Raw genomic sequence first — 14,189 nt, forward strand, 5'->3', positions numbered from 1 at the left:
TCAACAAGGAACGCCCTGAGGATGTTATAATGAAAGCGTGCCTCGTCAAGCCCTGTTTGCCGGTCTGGTCATTGATGAATTCGATCAGCCTGTCGAGGTGGCGTATGTGGGCGATGAGCCGTGTTACGTGGTCAATGACCGCGGCTTCCGCCGCCACATCCCCGCCGAGCAGGTCGATCGGCAGGTGCTGGCATGGATGCGCGAACAAATGCGCGGGCACGAGGACATCATCAGCGAACAGACCGCTCAAATGCTCGGTCAGGATGACATTTTTTCCCGCGCCATCATTGAACAGCAATTAAAAAACATGGATCAGCAGTTCGAGCAACTGCTGGAAGTGGGTATTCCGGAAGAAGCACGCGCCTATCTGGGAATGATGGGCTTTCGGGTGGTGATTAACCTGCACGGCGATGTGATTCGGGTGGATCAGCCTGCCATGCCATCGGGAGATGAAGAATGAACGCCCATTCTCTCCCCCCTTATTATTCAGAAAGTCCAGGTGGAGAGAATATGGGTGAGCCGTTTGATCCCGCAACCGTTCCTTTTATCCCGGGTCTGGGATTATCCAGACAGTACTATGTCAAAGCCGTCCGTCCCATTGTAGACAGTGCCTTCCCCGGACTGCGCCACTCTGCCGCCCTGGTCGGCTACGGTTCGGATGTAGTCGGGCTGGACACCGAACGCTCCCGCGATCACATGTGGGGACCGCGCATGGTGCTGTTTGTCGAGCCGTCCTTCAACACCGCCGAACGCAGTTTTCTCTTTCAGGCTTTGCGTCAGCGCCTGCCGGTGCAGTTCATGGGCTACCCCACCCATTTTGGTCCGCCGGATGAAGAGGGGGTGCGCCTGATGCGCAAACTCCAGCACGGACCGGTGGATCATCTCATTGAAATCACCACCATACCGGAGTACTTCCGCAAAGAAATCGGCTGGGATACCCACACTCCTCTCACCATTCAGGACTGGATGACCTTCTCCGAGCACAAACTGCTCAGCCTGACCGGCGGCGGGGTATGGCACGACGATCTGGGGCTGGAACGCCTGCGCCAGCAACTGGTGTATTACCCGCGCGAGATATGGATGTACCTGCTGGCGGCGCAGTGGATGAAACTGGGGCAGGAAGAAGCCTTTGTCGGGCGCACTGCCGAAGTGCATGACGATCTGGGATCGCGCATCATCACCGCACGGCTGGTACAGATTGTCATCGGGCTGGCGTTTCTGATCGAACGCAGGTACGCCCCGTACAGCAAATGGTTTGGGAGCGCCTTCCAGCGCCTGAACATGGCGCCGCGCCTTCAACCCTATCTGGAGGGAGCCCTGCGCGCCAACAACTTCCCCGAACGCGAATCGCATCTCTGCCAGGCATACTCCATTTGCGCAGAGGAATTCAACCGCCTGGACTTGATTCCACCGGTGGATACCACCCCCTCTTTCTTCCACAACCGTCCCTACCGCGTCATCCACGGTGACCGGATCGCCCACCAGATTCGCGCCGCCATCCCGGACGAGCGCATCCGCAACCTGCCCAATTTCCTGGGATCGATCAACCAGATTTCCACCAGCACCGACTTAATCTCCGAAACCGAAGTGTGCCTGAGCCTGAAGTATCTTTACAATACCGGTGAATGAAGGCATAATAAGCGTACGGGCTGAAAGCGCCCGTTTTCTCAAACATCATTCCGTTATCGTTCACGGAAAAGGAGGGACTCTATGGAATACCGCAGATTGGGCAATTCCGGGCTGAAGGTGGCGCGCATCTGTCTGGGGACAATGCAGTTTGGCTGGACCGCCGACGAGAAAACCGCCTTCGAGGTGATGGACGCCTACTTCGAGGCGGGCGGCAACTTCATTGACACCGCCGACGTGTACTCGGCATGGGTGCCGGGCAACCCCGGCGGCGTCAGCGAGGAAATTATCGGGCGCTGGATGAAAGCCCGCAAGAACCGCCACCTCATCGTACTGGCGACCAAATTCAATGGACGCATGTGGGAAGGTCCCAACGGTGATGGGTTAAGCCGCGGGCATGTGATGAAAGCCATCGAGGACTCCCTGCGGCGTCTGCAAACCGATTACATTGACCTGTACCAGACCCACTGGCCGCACTACGATACTCCGCAGGAAGAAACCCTGCGCGCCCTGGACGACTTAATCAAAGCCGGAAAGGTGCGCTACATCGGCGCGTCCAACGAACCGGCATGGCGCCTGATGAAAGCCATGTGGATCAGCGACAAATACAACCTCAACCGCTTCATCAGCCTGCAGCCGCCCTACAGTCTGGTCAAGCGCGCCGAGTTTGAGCGTGAACTGGAGGCGGTGTGTCTGGATCAGGGCATTGGCGTGATTCCCTACAGCCCCCTGCAGGGCGGTTTCCTCACCGGCAAGTACCGCCGCGGCGTGATTCCCGACAGCGCCCGCGCCGAGGGCTTGAAGCGTTTCTTCACCGAAAAGAACTTTGCCCTGATTGATTTGCTGGAGGAGACGGGTAAGAAGCACAACGCCACCGTCACGCAGGTGGCACTGGCGTGGATGCTCCAGCGTCCTGCCATCACCGCGCCCATCATCGGAGCAAATAACGTGGCGCAACTGCGCGACATTCTGGGCAGTCTGAACGTGCAACTGACGCCGGAAGACGTCACCGCCATTGACCAGGCCAGCGACTGGCGCGAGTCCTAGGCATGGTTCTTTAACCGCACACAGGGCAGTCCTCTGGAAGGATTGCCCTGTTTTTGCTTTACGGGCATGCGGGTATAATGGGAGGGGACGGCGGAATGCCTGCGGAAAGGCACTATCTGTCAGGGAGGTCAGAAAACCTTCCTTCCATTCGTCCAGACCATTCCAAACGGGAGTACTCATTTACACCCCATGAAACAACTGCTTCAAAACATGCGTGATGGAAAAGCCGAAGTTGCCGAAGTCCCCGTGCCGGTGGTGCGGCGCGGTACCGCGCTGGTGCGCACGGCAACCTCGCTGGTCTCGGCAGGCACCGAACGCATGGTGGTGGAATTTGCCGGGAAAAACCTGCTCGAAAAAGCCCGCTCGCGCCCTGATCTGGTGCGCCAGGTGCTGGAGAAAGCCCGCCGTGAAGGGCTGATTCCCACCCTGCAGGCGGCATTCAACCGTCTGGATCAAGCCATGGCGCTGGGATATTCCTCAACGGGGGTCATCGTTGAGGTGGGTGAGGGCATGGAGGGCTTTGCCCCCGGCGACCGCGTGGCTTGTGCGGGCGGCGGGTACGCCGTCCATGCTGAGTATGCGGTGGTGCCGAAAAATCTGCTGGTGAAACTGCCCGACAGCGTGGATTTCGAGTCGGCGGCGTTCACCACGCTGGGCGCCATCGCCCTGCACGGCTTTCGTCTGGCACAGCCTCAGGTGGGCGAGCGCATTGCCATCATCGGACTGGGCTTGCTGGGGTTGCTCAGCGTGGGGCTGGCGCGCGCCGCGGGCTGTCATGTCTTCGGCGTGGATCTCAGCCCGGAACGGGTGGAACTGGCAAAGCGCATGGGCGCTCATGGCGCCGTTTTGCGACCGGATGCGGAGAGCGCCGGTGCGGCGTTCACCGCCGGGCAGGGCTTTGATGCCGTGCTGATCTGCGCCGATGCCCGTTCCAACGACCCGGTGACGCTGGCAGGCACACTGGCGCGGGACCGCGCCCATGTGGTTGCCGTCGGCGCCGTGGGGCTGGACCTGCCCCGCAAGGTGTATTACGAGAAGGAACTCACCTTTCTGGTCTCCCGTTCCTACGGACCGGGGCGCTACGACCCCACCTACGAAGAGCGCGGGCAGGATTACCCCATCGGTTATGTGCGCTGGACGGAAGGGCGCAACCTGCAAGCCGTTGTAGACCTGATGGCAGGCGGCTTGCTGGATGTGCACCCCCTCATCTCCCACCGCATTCCCATTGAACAGGGGGCAGAAGCCTACGCCCTCATCACCGGCAAACGCAACGAGCCGTTTCTGGGTGTTCTGCTCACCTATCCGCAAACGCCGGAGGAAACCCCCACCCGGCGCATTGAACTGCGCCCGCCTGTGTCTGCCGTGCAGGGGTTGCCCGGCATCGGGGTGCTGGGGGCGGGCAACTACGCCACGGCGACCTTCCTGCCCGCCATTCAGCGGGTGGGAGGCGCGCGTCTGGAGGGCATCGCCAGCGCTTCCGGACTGACCGCCCGCCGCGCCGCGCAAAAATTCGGCTTCCGCTTTGCCACCTCGCAGGAAGAGGAAATCCTCACCGCCGCGGAGATTCAGGCGGTGGCGATCCTCACCCGTCACCATCAACACGCCCGCCAGACCCTGCAAGCCCTGCGCGCCGGGAAGGCGGTGTACTGCGAAAAACCTCTGGCGCTGACGCTGGAAGAACTGGAAGAAATTGAACGCGCCCTGCAAACCGAAAACCTGCCCCTGCTGATGGTGGGCTTTAACCGCCGTTTTGCCCCGCTGGCACAGCGCATGAAAGGTCGCCTGGAAGGGCGCGCCGAGCCGCTGGTGGCGCATTACCGCGTCAACGCAGGCTATCTGCCCCCGCAACACTGGACGCAGGACCCGTCCGTGGGCGGCGGGCGCATCGTCGGCGAAGCCTGTCATTTTGTGGATTTTCTCACCTTTCTGGTGGGAACACCGCCGGTTGCGGTGGAGGCACGCTACCTGCCCGATGGCGGTCGCTACTGCGGCGATAACGCCGTGCTTACCCTGAGTTTTGCCGACGGCTCGCTGGGAACGGTCTCTTACCTTGCAAACGGCGATCGCGCCATGTCCAAAGAACGGGTGGAGGTGTTCTGCGGCGGCACCGCCATGGTGCTGGAGGATTTCACCCGTCTGGAGGTGTACCGCAACAACCGCAGAGAAGAGACACGCACAGGCGGTCAGGACAAAGGGCACGCCGCCGCGTGGCAAGCCTTCCTCACCGCGCTCAGGCAGGGCGGCACTCCGCCCATCCCCTACGAGCAGTTGCTTGCCGTCGCCCGCTGGATGATTGCGGTAAGCCGCCGGTAGGGCAACCCTCACCGGGCGCCGCAGGCGGTCATCGGTTCAGCCAGCGGGCAAGCAGATTCAACAGGATGGTGAGCACCAGGCTCAGGACAATCGAAGCCAGCAGAGGGAAGATGCAGGTCACCCCGCCGCCTTCAATGCGAATCGTCCCCGGCAGGCGGCTGAAATCGGGCAGGAAGCGCCCCGCCAGCCAGAGCAAGCCGCCCACCAGCAGAAGCACGGCACCCAGCAGCATCAACCCCGCGCCAATGCGCTCCAGTCCCATAGGCTTCACCTCAACCAGTCGCCAATTTCTGCCCAGGCATATTCCAGGTGATCCGCCAGGACGCGCCCGGCTTTGCGGGCAACATGGCGGTAGGCGTACTCCATCAACGCGCGTCCGCCAATGGCGTGCAGGCGTTCGCCAATCTCGCGAGCACGGATGTGGCGCAACTGCAGGTTGAAACCGGGCGTGAAGCGTTCGGCAAGGAAATCATCCCGTTTGCCGATGTCCACCAGTTCGTCCAGCAGGCGCGTCACCTCGGCATGGGCAGAAGATGGGTAAGGTTTGAAGAAGAGATCTTGAAACCAGTTCATCTCTGTTCCTCAGATGGTTGCAGGTCTTTCTGCATCCACACCACCTGGGTGGTGCCAAAGTAATGGGTGGGCAAACCGGCAATGCGGTAACCCAGTTTCTCAAAGTAATCGGTGGTATTCAGGCGAGAAAAGCATCCCAGCGCGCGGAAGCCGCGCTTTCGGGCTTCTTCTTCCACGTGAGCAACCAGCATTTTTCCAATGCCCTTTTTCTGGTATGCCGGCGCCACCGCCAGATGGGAGAACCAGCCCACCCCCGGCTCTTTCTCGAGCAGTTTGACCACGCCGACAATTTCACGGGTATCCTCACGAACTGCCATGAAATGCTGACTGATCGGCTCATAGTCGTCTTTTTCTGTGCCGCGCGGCTGCCCCCACGGCTCACGCAGGACCCGGTAGCGCAGGTCGTAGTAGGCTTTGAACTCTTCGCGGGTGGTAGGAGATTGAATGACAATCATGGGGCAGTCTCCTCATCGGAAAGGGATGTTAAGATTATAATCCATCCCCCGCCGCACAGCAGGGAAAACAATAGCCCCCGCTGAGGGCGGTGGGGGAAAACTCAGCGGGGGCTTTCGCCAAAGGAGGAGACAGCCTAAATCTTTTCTTACAGGAGGTGTGCGCCCGTCTCCATGGCGTAATCATACTCCTTTTCCCCGTAAAGGGTAGATTAGGGAAGTCACTCCTGGCGTGTGAACATTATCATTCTCTCCATGTGACACTCGCAACCCCTCAGGGGGTGAACTTTGCCCTGATTTTGTGACACCTGCTTCGCCTGAAAATACGAGGAAAATGGTCATAAAAAAGCGAGGAAAATCATCCAGGAATCATGTATATTTGCCACTACAATTCCCCCGCGGCATTTATTAAGATTAGTACAATGTTCAGACAGGAGTACGCGCATCTTGCCATTTTTGAAGGGCTGAATCCCCAGCAGATTCAAGCCCTCTCTCCCTTTCTGGAAGAGATGCGCTACCCCTCGGGCACGGTGATTTTTCAGCAGGGCAATCTTGCCGATGCCCTGTGCATCGTTCTGGAAGGCGAGGTTCAGATTCGCTACAAACCCTACGATGGTCCCTCGCTGGTGGTGGCGCGCATCTCCCCGGGCGGGGTGTGCGGCTGGTCTGCGGCGCTGGGGCGGGATGTGTACACCAGTTCAGCGGTGGCAAAGACCGACGTGGTGGCGTACCGCCTCAAACGCGCCTGCCTGCAAACCCTGTGTGAACGCAACCCCGACCTCGGACGGGTCTGGCTGGAACGGCTGGCGAGCGTCATTGCGGAACGCCTGCGCAACACCCATATCTCCATCCTCGAAATGCTCACCACCGGTATGGAAATGCAACCCACGTCAGAAGGTTGTCAGAAACAGGAGGGGTAAAACAATGGTTACAACCAACGGCAATTCCCTGGAGTATTCCACCGAGGAGCGCCTGCGTGCACTTATTGAAACGCTGGACACCTACATTCAGCAGTATCACGGCGGTTCGGTGGAGATGGTGAGTTTTGACGGGAAGGTGCTCAAGGTGCGCCTGGGCGGCGCCTGTGAGGGGTGTCCGCTCTCGCCTACGACCATCAACGGCTGGGTAGCGGGGACGGTGCGTCAATTCTTCCCTGAAATTGAAAAAGTCGAAGCCGTCGAGGAAAAACCCCAGAAGTAATTTCTCTGAGTGAATCTTCCCTGCGCCGGGCAAAGTTCTGCCGGGTGAGTAAGCCCTGTCTGTACCCGATGGACAGGCTCACCTCGCGCGCCTTCATTCAGCCTCACGGCACTCCCGAATTCAGGCATTCACCCAAAAAATCGTGTAAAATTGACCTGAATGATGATGATTCCTGCCTGCCGGGGGAAACATGCCCCTCACAGGCAGATGAGATTAACCATTTCCCGAGAGAGGATGACAACACGATGATGGAATGGTTCGCACAACAACCCCCTGTGCTTCAAGCCCTGTCAGGCACCCTGTTCACCTGGGGAGTAACCGCGCTCGGCGCCGCAATGGTGTTCTTCTTCAAGAGCATTGAGCGGCGCGTGCTGGATACCATGCTGGGGTTTGCCGCCGGGGTGATGATCGCCGCCAGTTTCTGGTCCCTGCTGGCACCTGCCATTGACATGGCGCAGGAAAACGGTCAGCCGGGCTGGCTGCCGGCGGTGGTGGGCTTTCTGGCAGGCGGCGGCTTCCTGTGGCTGGTGGACCGCATCCTGCCGCACCTGCATCTGGGCCTGCCGCTGGAAGAAGCCGAAGGCATCAAAACCTCATGGCAGAGGAGCATTCTGCTGGTGCTGGCAATTACCCTGCACAATTTTCCCGAAGGGCTGGCGGTGGGCGTTGCCTTTGGCGCAGTGGCGGCGGGCATCCCCTCGGCGACGCTTGCCGGGGCACTGGCGCTGGCGCTGGGCATTGGCTTGCAAAACTTCCCCGAAGGGGCAGCCGTTTCCATTCCCCTGCGGCGGGAAGGTTTTTCACGTTTCAAAGCCTTCCTGTACGGACAGGCATCCGGTGTGGTGGAACCCATCGCCGGAGTGCTGGGAGCGGCGGCAGTCCTGCTGATGCGCCCGCTCCTGCCGTATGCTCTGGCATTTGCCGCCGGCGCCATGATTTACGTGGTTGTGGAGGAACTCATCCCTGAAGCGCAACAGGAAAAAGACACCCACGCCGCCACCTTTGGCGCCATGCTGGGTTTTGCAGTGATGATGTTCCTCGATGTAGCGCTGGGATGACCTCCATCTGGATTCGCCCGGCAGTGCCAGAAGACGCTCCTGCGCTGGCAAGCGTGAACGTCACCACCTGGCGCGCCGCATACCGCGGCATCATCGCGGCGGAATTTCTGGAAAATCTGAACGAAACGAAACTGGAAGAACGCTGGCGCCAGCGGCTCACCAGCGGCGAATCGGCCACCTTTGTGGCAGTGACCGACCGCGGGGAGGTGGTGGGATACGTGAACGCCGGCATCGAGCGGGAAGGGCTGAAGCCTCAGGCCGGCGAGATTTATGCGGTGTACCTTCTGCCCGCCTACCATCGGCAGGGCGTGGGTAAACGCCTGATGCGCCGCGCCATGCGCTGGCTGAAATCGCAGGGCATGCGCGCCTGTGTGGTGTGGGTTCTGGAAGATAACCTCCCCGCGCGGCAGTTTTACGAGGCGCTGGGCGGTATCCTCTACCGCGAGCAAAACATCACCATTGGCAGGCAGACCCTGCGCGAGGTGGCTTATCTCTGGGAAGATGTGGACAGCGTTCTGAACCCGGGTTAAACGGAAGACCGCCCGAGTCTGTCCCCTTCTCGAACGGTCTTCCACTGCAAGTCCCCTATGCTTGCAACCGGTGGCACTGGAGTATTTTATTCTGCTCTCATCATACTCCACCGGCGTTGACAAAGCGTTGACAAAAACGTTTTCATCGGTTCTTTTTATTGCAAAAACGTTGCAATCCAGCCCTGCAGACGCTCCGCATACCCTTCCAGGGGGGTGTTGCGGGCATTTTGATGCAGGGAATGCAGGCGCTCCTGTAAAGTCTGGACAAAAGGCGCCACATCTTCCCCCATGCGCCGTGCCGCACGAATCAGAACCACCAGAGCGTAAATTTCCATGAACACCACTTGATGATCGCCGGCACGGCTGAGCAGAGCCATGGCTTTCATGCGCGCTTCCAGTGGATTGTTTTGCTTCAACGCCACAATCGCCATGGCAAGATGCGCAAAAGCAAAGGTCAGCATATCCGCCGGAGAGGGCATGACCGCCGACAGTTGCGCCGTCAGGGCACTGGATTCCTCGCACCTGCCCATCAACGCCAGCGCCAGCGCGCGCGCCGCATCAGCCAGACAGGCAATCAGCAGAATGCCTTCCGCGCGCATTTTTCGGCTGGTTTCTTCCAGCAATGCCAGCCCGGCGGCGCCATCCCCGGTCAGGGTCCGCCCTATCCCCCATCGCACCATGGCTTCAGCGCGGTACACGTCCCCCACCGGTAAAGTGGCAATCGGCTCATACACGCGGTTGGCTTCCTCAATCGCCCCCAGCAACTGCAGGGCATCTCCCCAGATGCGCTGACTCCACGCCTGAACAACACTCACCTTTGCAGTGCGACTTTCCCGCCGGATTTCCTCCATGGATTTCCAGAAGGCTTCCAGTTTGCCCTGCGCCAGCAAGACCATGGCGCTCAGCGAACTGGCAATGGCGAAAAGACGGGGGTTGTCCATGTAGCGGAGCATTGCGCGGGTCATTTCCGCCTGCTGCAGAGCCTGGTCATAGCGTCCGAGGTAAAAGTTTGCCATTGCCAGGGCTGGCAGTACTCGCGCCCCGGCGCTGTGGCTTAACGCCCGCCGCGCCTCCTCCAGGGCTTGCCCGGCAATCTGCTGGGCTTCCTCCAGCCGCCCCAAAAAAATCAGCACCTGAGCATATCGTGCTCCCAGACTGGCGTGCAGTTCCAGCAACGGGCGGTCTCCTTCCACCTGCCAGCGCGTCCACGCCTCGCCGAGCACCTCCAGGGCTTCCCGAAGGTTTCCCTGCACCATCGCCGCCAGTCCGCCTCTGTGGAAGGCGTACCGAAGCCACACGGCAGGCTCGTTGACCATCTCCACATACGGCAGGGCAGAAGCCAGATGCTCCTGCATGTCCTCCCCGCGGTTTTGCAGTTCGGCGGCAAGCACCTTCTGCAGGAAGGCGCCTGCCAGCAACCGGGGATTCTGGCGCAGATACCCCTGTGAGAGCAGATGTTCGGCGGCGCGCTGACTCTCCCAGAACTGATGCAGGTCAAACGCCAGGGCGCACCACTCCTCATATAGCGCCAGCACCTGTTCATCAGGGACGTTCATCCCCAGACGGTCCAGCATGCGTTCGGCGTTCTGGAACGCCTGCCGCGCCTGCTGAACGGCATACACCCGCCGGTGATAGCGCGCCGCCTCAAGCCAGTACGTCAATGCCTGCGCATAGTCCCCTGCCTGCTCGAAATAGTCGGCGATTTTACCCGCCAGCGCACGCGGCTGATCTCCCCCCTGTTCTTTAAACAGTTGCACCGCCCGCCGGTACAGAAGCCGGCGGTAGGGATCGCTCAGATTGAGTAAAGCCACCGTGCGCACCATCTCGTGTTGAAAGCGATAGGACGATGTCTCTCCATGAACGATTAACTGAGATTGAATCAATTCTTCCAACCCCTGAGCCACCTGCTCTTCCGAAAGCGTCAGAATCCGCATGAGATGCGCCAGAGAAAACTCACTCCCCAGCACCGCCGCCCCTTCCAGCGTCTGCCGCGCCAGCGGGCTGAGATGCTCCAGACGGCGTCTCACCAGGGCATGCAACTGGCGGGAGAGTACCTGACCGGCGCCGGTAATCAGCGCGCCGGGCGATCCTTCTTTCACCATGGCACGCAAGAGTTCCTGCAGGAGCAGGGGGTTGCCGCCGCTTTCGCGATGCAGTTGATCCACCAGATCGGGTCGGGGTTCCACATTGCCCAGTTTCTGGAGCAGCCAGCGCACTTCCTGCCGCGTCAACCCGTGCAGTTCAATCAGGGTGATATCCGTGAGGGGAATGTCCCTCAGGATGCGCAACAGCGTCGGAGACGAGGGATTGGGAATGGTGCAGATTACCAGCAGGGCATTTTCGTTGAAAAAACGCTGACGGATGAGAAACTCCAGCGCTTCCAGCGAAGACTCGTCGCACCAGTGGGCATTATCAAACCACAACGCCATGGGCATGTCCTGCCTGACCACCTCTAAAAGGCGCTGAATGCCCTCAAACATCATGGTAGGCAGAAACGAAGTCTCTCTCGCCGGTGGGGGTAAATCGGGGAAAGAATCGCGCAGTTCGCCCAGCAAAAGGCTGAAGAATGCCAGCCAGTTCTGGGAAAGCCCCGCCCAGTGCCGGGGAGAAACGTCCTTTCGGAATACCTGTATCCAGGAATGGTAAGGGAGCGAACGATCCGGCGGGAAGGCACTGGCCGAAAGCACACGGCGTAGCGAAGTGGAGTGTGATAAACACTCCCGCACCAGGCGGGTTTTGCCCACCCCTTCTTCGCCAGTGATCACCACCACCCCGCCGCGAAAGCAAGCCCGATGCAGTTCTTCCAGTTCTTCCTTTCGTCCCACCCAGGGCAGAAGCGCAGGCGTTTCGAAGCCCACCCCCGCGCCAGAGAGGCGCTCCGGCGCGGTGCGCAGACGCTCGCGCCAGTCGGCAATCCAGGACGGCGGGTCCAGTTCTTCCGCCTGAAAACGGCGAATCACTCCATCCAGATGAGCCTGCGCCTGGGTGAACCAGCCGCGCCGCTCCAGCAGTTCCAGCAGGGCATGATTCAAACCCTCGTCCAGCGGAGCAAACTCCAGACCGCGGTTGAGCCACTCCATGGCTTGCTCCACGTTGCCCTGCGCGGCTTCATGCGCCCCCATGCGCTCCAGCAGGCGGGTCTGCATGCCCAGCAGGAAATCGCCATAGGTAGCGTACCACCTTTCCAGGTCAGGCGAATCGGGCAGGCGCACTTCGGCGAGGAACCGCCTGCCTGTCCACATGGTGACCGTTCGGCGCAACTGTGCCGCCAGCACATCGGGCAGAGGCGTCATCAGCGGGATGGGCGCCAGCGCAGGGAGCAATGCGCGGGCGTTGTTTTCAAATTCCAGCGCGTCGCAGAAAACATAATCCGGGTGGAGAAAGACATCCTCGCCGGGGGTCTGAATGAGATTGCGGATGGGAAAAACGCTCTTCAGGCGTGCCAGCGCCTCACGCAGGCGTTTGCGGGCGGTTTCCTCGGGGTAATCGCCCCAGAAGAGCAAGGTCAACCGGGCGCGGGAGACGGGTTCCCGCTGACAGGCAAGAAAATACAGCAGGGCGCGCACCTCACGGCGTGGAATCTCCAGCGGTTGACTGTCCATGTACACCGCAGGCGTTCCCAGCAGATGAATGCGCACCGGAGGATTCATATCTTCACAGCAAGTTCCTGCATGCGCTGCTGCGCCGAGAGACGGGTTTCGCGGGCGGCGGTGAGGTTGGCGGGGTTGACGCCTCCCAGCATGAGCGCCAGTTCGGTGAGGCGTTCCTCCTCTTCCAGCGCCTGTACCTGCGTGGTGGTGCGCCCCTCGTGCACGCTCTTGCGCACGCTGAAGTGCAGGTCTCCATATGCCGCCAGTTGCGGCAGGTGGGTCACGCAGAGGACTTCATGCCGCCGCCCCAACTGCCAAAGTTTTTCGCCCACCACCGCGCCCACGCGCCCGCCAATGCCCTGATCAATCTCGTCGAAAATCAGTGTGGGGACGTAATCGGCTTGCGCCAGCACGTTCTTCAACGCCAGCATCAGTCGCGAGGTCTCGCCGCCCGAGGCAATTTTGACCAGCGGTTTCAGCCCCTCGCCCAGATTGGGGGCAATGAGAAACTCCACCCGGTCAAAGCCCAGCGCATCAAATGCCACCCGCGAGCCATCGGGCAGGCTGATGCCCTCAGGATCGGGGTCGGTGCGGAAATCCACGGCAAAGCGCGCGCCGTTCATGCTCAGGTCGCTCAGTTCGCGCTCCACGGCTTTTTCCAGGCGCGCGGCGGCTTCCTTGCGCCGCTCCGAAAGCGTGCGGGCGCGGGCAGAGAGTTCCTGCAGGGCGCGGGTTTCTTCCTCTTCCAGTTCTGCAATGCGCTCCGTGGCGTGGGCAATGGTCTCCAGTTCGGCGCGGGCTTTCTCGGCAAACGCCAGCGCCGATTCGATACTGCCGTTGTACTTGCGCTGGATTTTGTGAATCACATCCAGGCGCTCTTCCACCTGCGCCAGACGGCGCGGATTGAATTCAATGCCATCCAGATAGGTTTGCAGAGAACGGCTCAAATCGCTGGCAAGTTCCGCCAGCGTCTGCGCCTGTTCCAGCAAATCGCTCTGCGAAGCATCCATGCGCACCATGCCGTGAAGCAACTGCACCAGTTGCCCTGCCAGATCGCTCAGCGCAGGGGTGTCGGGCGTGCCTTCGTCCAGCAGGGTGAGGCTCTGCTGCGCCAGCGACGCCAGATTTTCGGCGTTTGCCAGACGGTCGCGCTCTTTGCGCAGTTCTTCATCCTCGCCCACCCGCAGGCGTGCCGATTCAATTTCCTGCAACTGGTAGGTCAGCAGGTCAGTGCGGCGCTCGGCTTCGGCTTCGATCTGACGCAGTTTTTCCAGTTCGCGGCGGATGCCCTGCAGGCGCTGATATTCGCTGCGATAATCCTCCAGCAACTCCTGCAGTCCCGCAAAGCGATCCAGCAGGTGAATGTGTTCGCGGACGTTGAGCAGAGAAAGATGCTCCGACTGCCCGTGGATATCCACCAGAAAACTGCCCAGTTCACGCATCAAGCCCGCGCTGACCGCCCGCCCGTTCACCCGCGCCACACTGCGCCCCTCGCGGCGGATTTCCCGCGACAGCAGGATCGTATCGGGGTCGTCCAGCAGGTCTTCGCGCATCAAAATTTCATGCACCGCCGCGCGAACTTCCCCGGGCAGGGTGAAAGTGGCTTCCACCAGGGCACGGTCAGCGCCCGCGCGAATCATGGCGGGCTCTACCTTACCGCCAATCACCGCGGCAATGGCGTCCAGAATGATGGATTTGCCCGCGCCGGTCTCTCCGGTGAAGGCGATCAGCCCCTGCCGCAGAGAGAGGGTCAGCCGGTCAATGATGGCAAAATTTTCAATGCGCAGTTCGCTCAACATC

Annotated in this window: 13 protein-coding genes; 8 read left to right on the forward strand and 5 right to left on the reverse strand. The window is 60.5% G+C overall.

Annotated features, from left to right (window positions below; all coding sequences use genetic code 11):
- Window positions 1-37: 37 nt before the first annotated feature.
- From LHF31_RS06940 to LHF31_RS06955, 4 genes are all read left to right on the forward strand, one after another.
- Window positions 38-460 carry a hypothetical protein gene (locus LHF31_RS06940; protein ID WP_298007716.1) on the forward strand — a complete coding sequence of 141 codons (423 nt, stop codon included), beginning with the start codon at window positions 38-40 and terminating at the stop codon, window positions 458-460.
- Window positions 457-1,629, forward strand: coding sequence for a DUF4037 domain-containing protein (locus tag LHF31_RS06945; protein WP_298007719.1), 1,173 nt, complete (start codon window positions 457-459; stop codon window positions 1,627-1,629). Before LHF31_RS06940 ends, LHF31_RS06945 begins: the two co-directional genes overlap by 4 nt.
- Before the next feature lie 81 nt (window positions 1,630-1,710).
- Window positions 1,711-2,673: an aldo/keto reductase gene (locus LHF31_RS06950; protein WP_298007721.1), complete on the forward strand. Its 963-nt coding sequence runs from the start codon at window positions 1,711-1,713 to the stop codon at window positions 2,671-2,673.
- 189 nt (window positions 2,674-2,862) lie between these two features.
- Complete coding sequence (locus LHF31_RS06955) at window positions 2,863-4,986, forward strand: bi-domain-containing oxidoreductase (RefSeq protein ID WP_298007723.1); 2,124 nt, start codon at window positions 2,863-2,865, stop codon at window positions 4,984-4,986.
- Window positions 4,987-5,014: 28 nt separating this feature from the next.
- Here the strand turns inward: LHF31_RS06955 and LHF31_RS06960 are convergent, their stop codons facing one another.
- Genes LHF31_RS06960 through LHF31_RS06970 form a run of 3 tightly spaced genes read right to left on the reverse strand, consistent with a single transcriptional unit; the run spans window position 5,015 to window position 6,014 of the window.
- Window positions 5,015-5,248: a DUF2905 family protein gene (locus LHF31_RS06960; protein ID WP_298007725.1), complete on the reverse strand. Its 234-nt coding sequence runs from the start codon at window positions 5,246-5,248 to the stop codon at window positions 5,015-5,017.
- Between the two features lie 5 nt (window positions 5,249-5,253).
- On the reverse strand, window positions 5,254-5,559 hold the full coding sequence (locus LHF31_RS06965; RefSeq protein ID WP_303773950.1) for a hypothetical protein: 306 nt from the start codon (window positions 5,557-5,559) through the stop codon (window positions 5,254-5,256).
- Window positions 5,556-6,014 carry a GNAT family N-acetyltransferase gene (locus tag LHF31_RS06970; RefSeq protein ID WP_298003962.1) on the reverse strand — a complete coding sequence of 153 codons (459 nt, stop codon included), beginning with the start codon at window positions 6,012-6,014 and terminating at the stop codon, window positions 5,556-5,558. The genes LHF31_RS06965 and LHF31_RS06970 overlap by 4 nt, the downstream gene beginning before the upstream one ends.
- 419 nt (window positions 6,015-6,433) lie before the next feature.
- Here LHF31_RS06970 and LHF31_RS06975 point away from each other — a divergent pair, with 419 nt between their 5' ends.
- From LHF31_RS06975 to LHF31_RS06990, 4 genes are all read left to right on the forward strand, one after another.
- Window positions 6,434-6,931 carry a cyclic nucleotide-binding domain-containing protein gene (locus LHF31_RS06975; protein ID WP_298003959.1) on the forward strand — a complete coding sequence of 166 codons (498 nt, stop codon included), beginning with the start codon at window positions 6,434-6,436 and terminating at the stop codon, window positions 6,929-6,931.
- 4 nt (window positions 6,932-6,935) lie between these two features.
- A complete protein-coding gene (locus LHF31_RS06980) occupies window positions 6,936-7,211 on the forward strand; it encodes a NifU family protein (protein WP_298003956.1) in 276 nt (91 codons plus the stop codon).
- Window positions 7,212-7,459: 248 nt separating this feature from the next.
- Window positions 7,460-8,269, forward strand: a complete 810-nt coding sequence (locus LHF31_RS06985; RefSeq protein WP_363324751.1) for a ZIP family metal transporter — start codon at window positions 7,460-7,462, stop codon at window positions 8,267-8,269.
- The gene (locus LHF31_RS06990) at window positions 8,266-8,799 is read left to right on the forward strand and encodes a GNAT family N-acetyltransferase (RefSeq protein ID WP_303773951.1); all 534 of its coding nucleotides are present in this window, start codon (window positions 8,266-8,268) and stop codon (window positions 8,797-8,799) included. Before LHF31_RS06985 ends, LHF31_RS06990 begins: the two co-directional genes overlap by 4 nt.
- Window positions 8,800-8,954: 155 nt before the next feature.
- Here the strand turns inward: LHF31_RS06990 and LHF31_RS06995 are convergent, their stop codons facing one another.
- A complete protein-coding gene (locus tag LHF31_RS06995; protein ID WP_303773953.1) occupies window positions 8,955-12,449 on the reverse strand; it encodes an AAA family ATPase in 3,495 nt (1,164 codons plus the stop codon).
- Window positions 12,446-14,188: a DNA repair protein RecN gene (gene recN, locus LHF31_RS07000; protein ID WP_303773955.1), complete on the reverse strand. Its 1,743-nt coding sequence runs from the start codon at window positions 14,186-14,188 to the stop codon at window positions 12,446-12,448. Before recN ends, LHF31_RS06995 begins: the two co-directional genes overlap by 4 nt.
- Window position 14,189 lies beyond the last annotated feature (1 nt).

Origin of the sequence: Anaerolinea thermophila (assembly GCF_020723905.1) — a bacterium.
GTDB lineage: Bacteria > Chloroflexota > Anaerolineae > Anaerolineales > Anaerolineaceae > Anaerolinea > Anaerolinea thermophila_A.

Excerpts from the sequence above, each read along its gene's own strand:
- recN (WP_303773955.1), bottom strand. The coding sequence starts at position 14,188 with ATGTTGAGCGAACTGCGCATTGAAAATTTTGCCATCATTGACCGGCTG.
- LHF31_RS06970 (WP_298003962.1), bottom strand. The coding sequence starts at position 6,014 with ATGATTGTCATTCAATCTCCTACCACCCGCGAAGAGTTCAAAGCCTAC.
- LHF31_RS06985 (WP_363324751.1), top strand. The coding sequence starts at position 7,460 with ATGGAATGGTTCGCACAACAACCCCCTGTGCTTCAAGCCCTGTCAGGC.
- LHF31_RS06950 (WP_298007721.1), top strand. The coding sequence starts at position 1,711 with ATGGAATACCGCAGATTGGGCAATTCCGGGCTGAAGGTGGCGCGCATC.
- LHF31_RS06960 (WP_298007725.1), bottom strand. The coding sequence starts at position 5,248 with ATGGGACTGGAGCGCATTGGCGCGGGGTTGATGCTGCTGGGTGCCGTG.
- LHF31_RS06945 (WP_298007719.1), top strand. The coding sequence starts at position 457 with ATGAACGCCCATTCTCTCCCCCCTTATTATTCAGAAAGTCCAGGTGGA.
- LHF31_RS06980 (WP_298003956.1), top strand. The coding sequence starts at position 6,936 with ATGGTTACAACCAACGGCAATTCCCTGGAGTATTCCACCGAGGAGCGC.
- LHF31_RS06990 (WP_303773951.1), top strand. The coding sequence starts at position 8,266 with ATGACCTCCATCTGGATTCGCCCGGCAGTGCCAGAAGACGCTCCTGCG.
- LHF31_RS06955 (WP_298007723.1), top strand. The coding sequence starts at position 2,863 with ATGAAACAACTGCTTCAAAACATGCGTGATGGAAAAGCCGAAGTTGCC.
- LHF31_RS06975 (WP_298003959.1), top strand. The coding sequence starts at position 6,434 with ATGTTCAGACAGGAGTACGCGCATCTTGCCATTTTTGAAGGGCTGAAT.
- LHF31_RS06965 (WP_303773950.1), bottom strand. The coding sequence starts at position 5,559 with ATGAACTGGTTTCAAGATCTCTTCTTCAAACCTTACCCATCTTCTGCC.
- LHF31_RS06995 (WP_303773953.1), bottom strand. The coding sequence starts at position 12,449 with ATGAATCCTCCGGTGCGCATTCATCTGCTGGGAACGCCTGCGGTGTAC.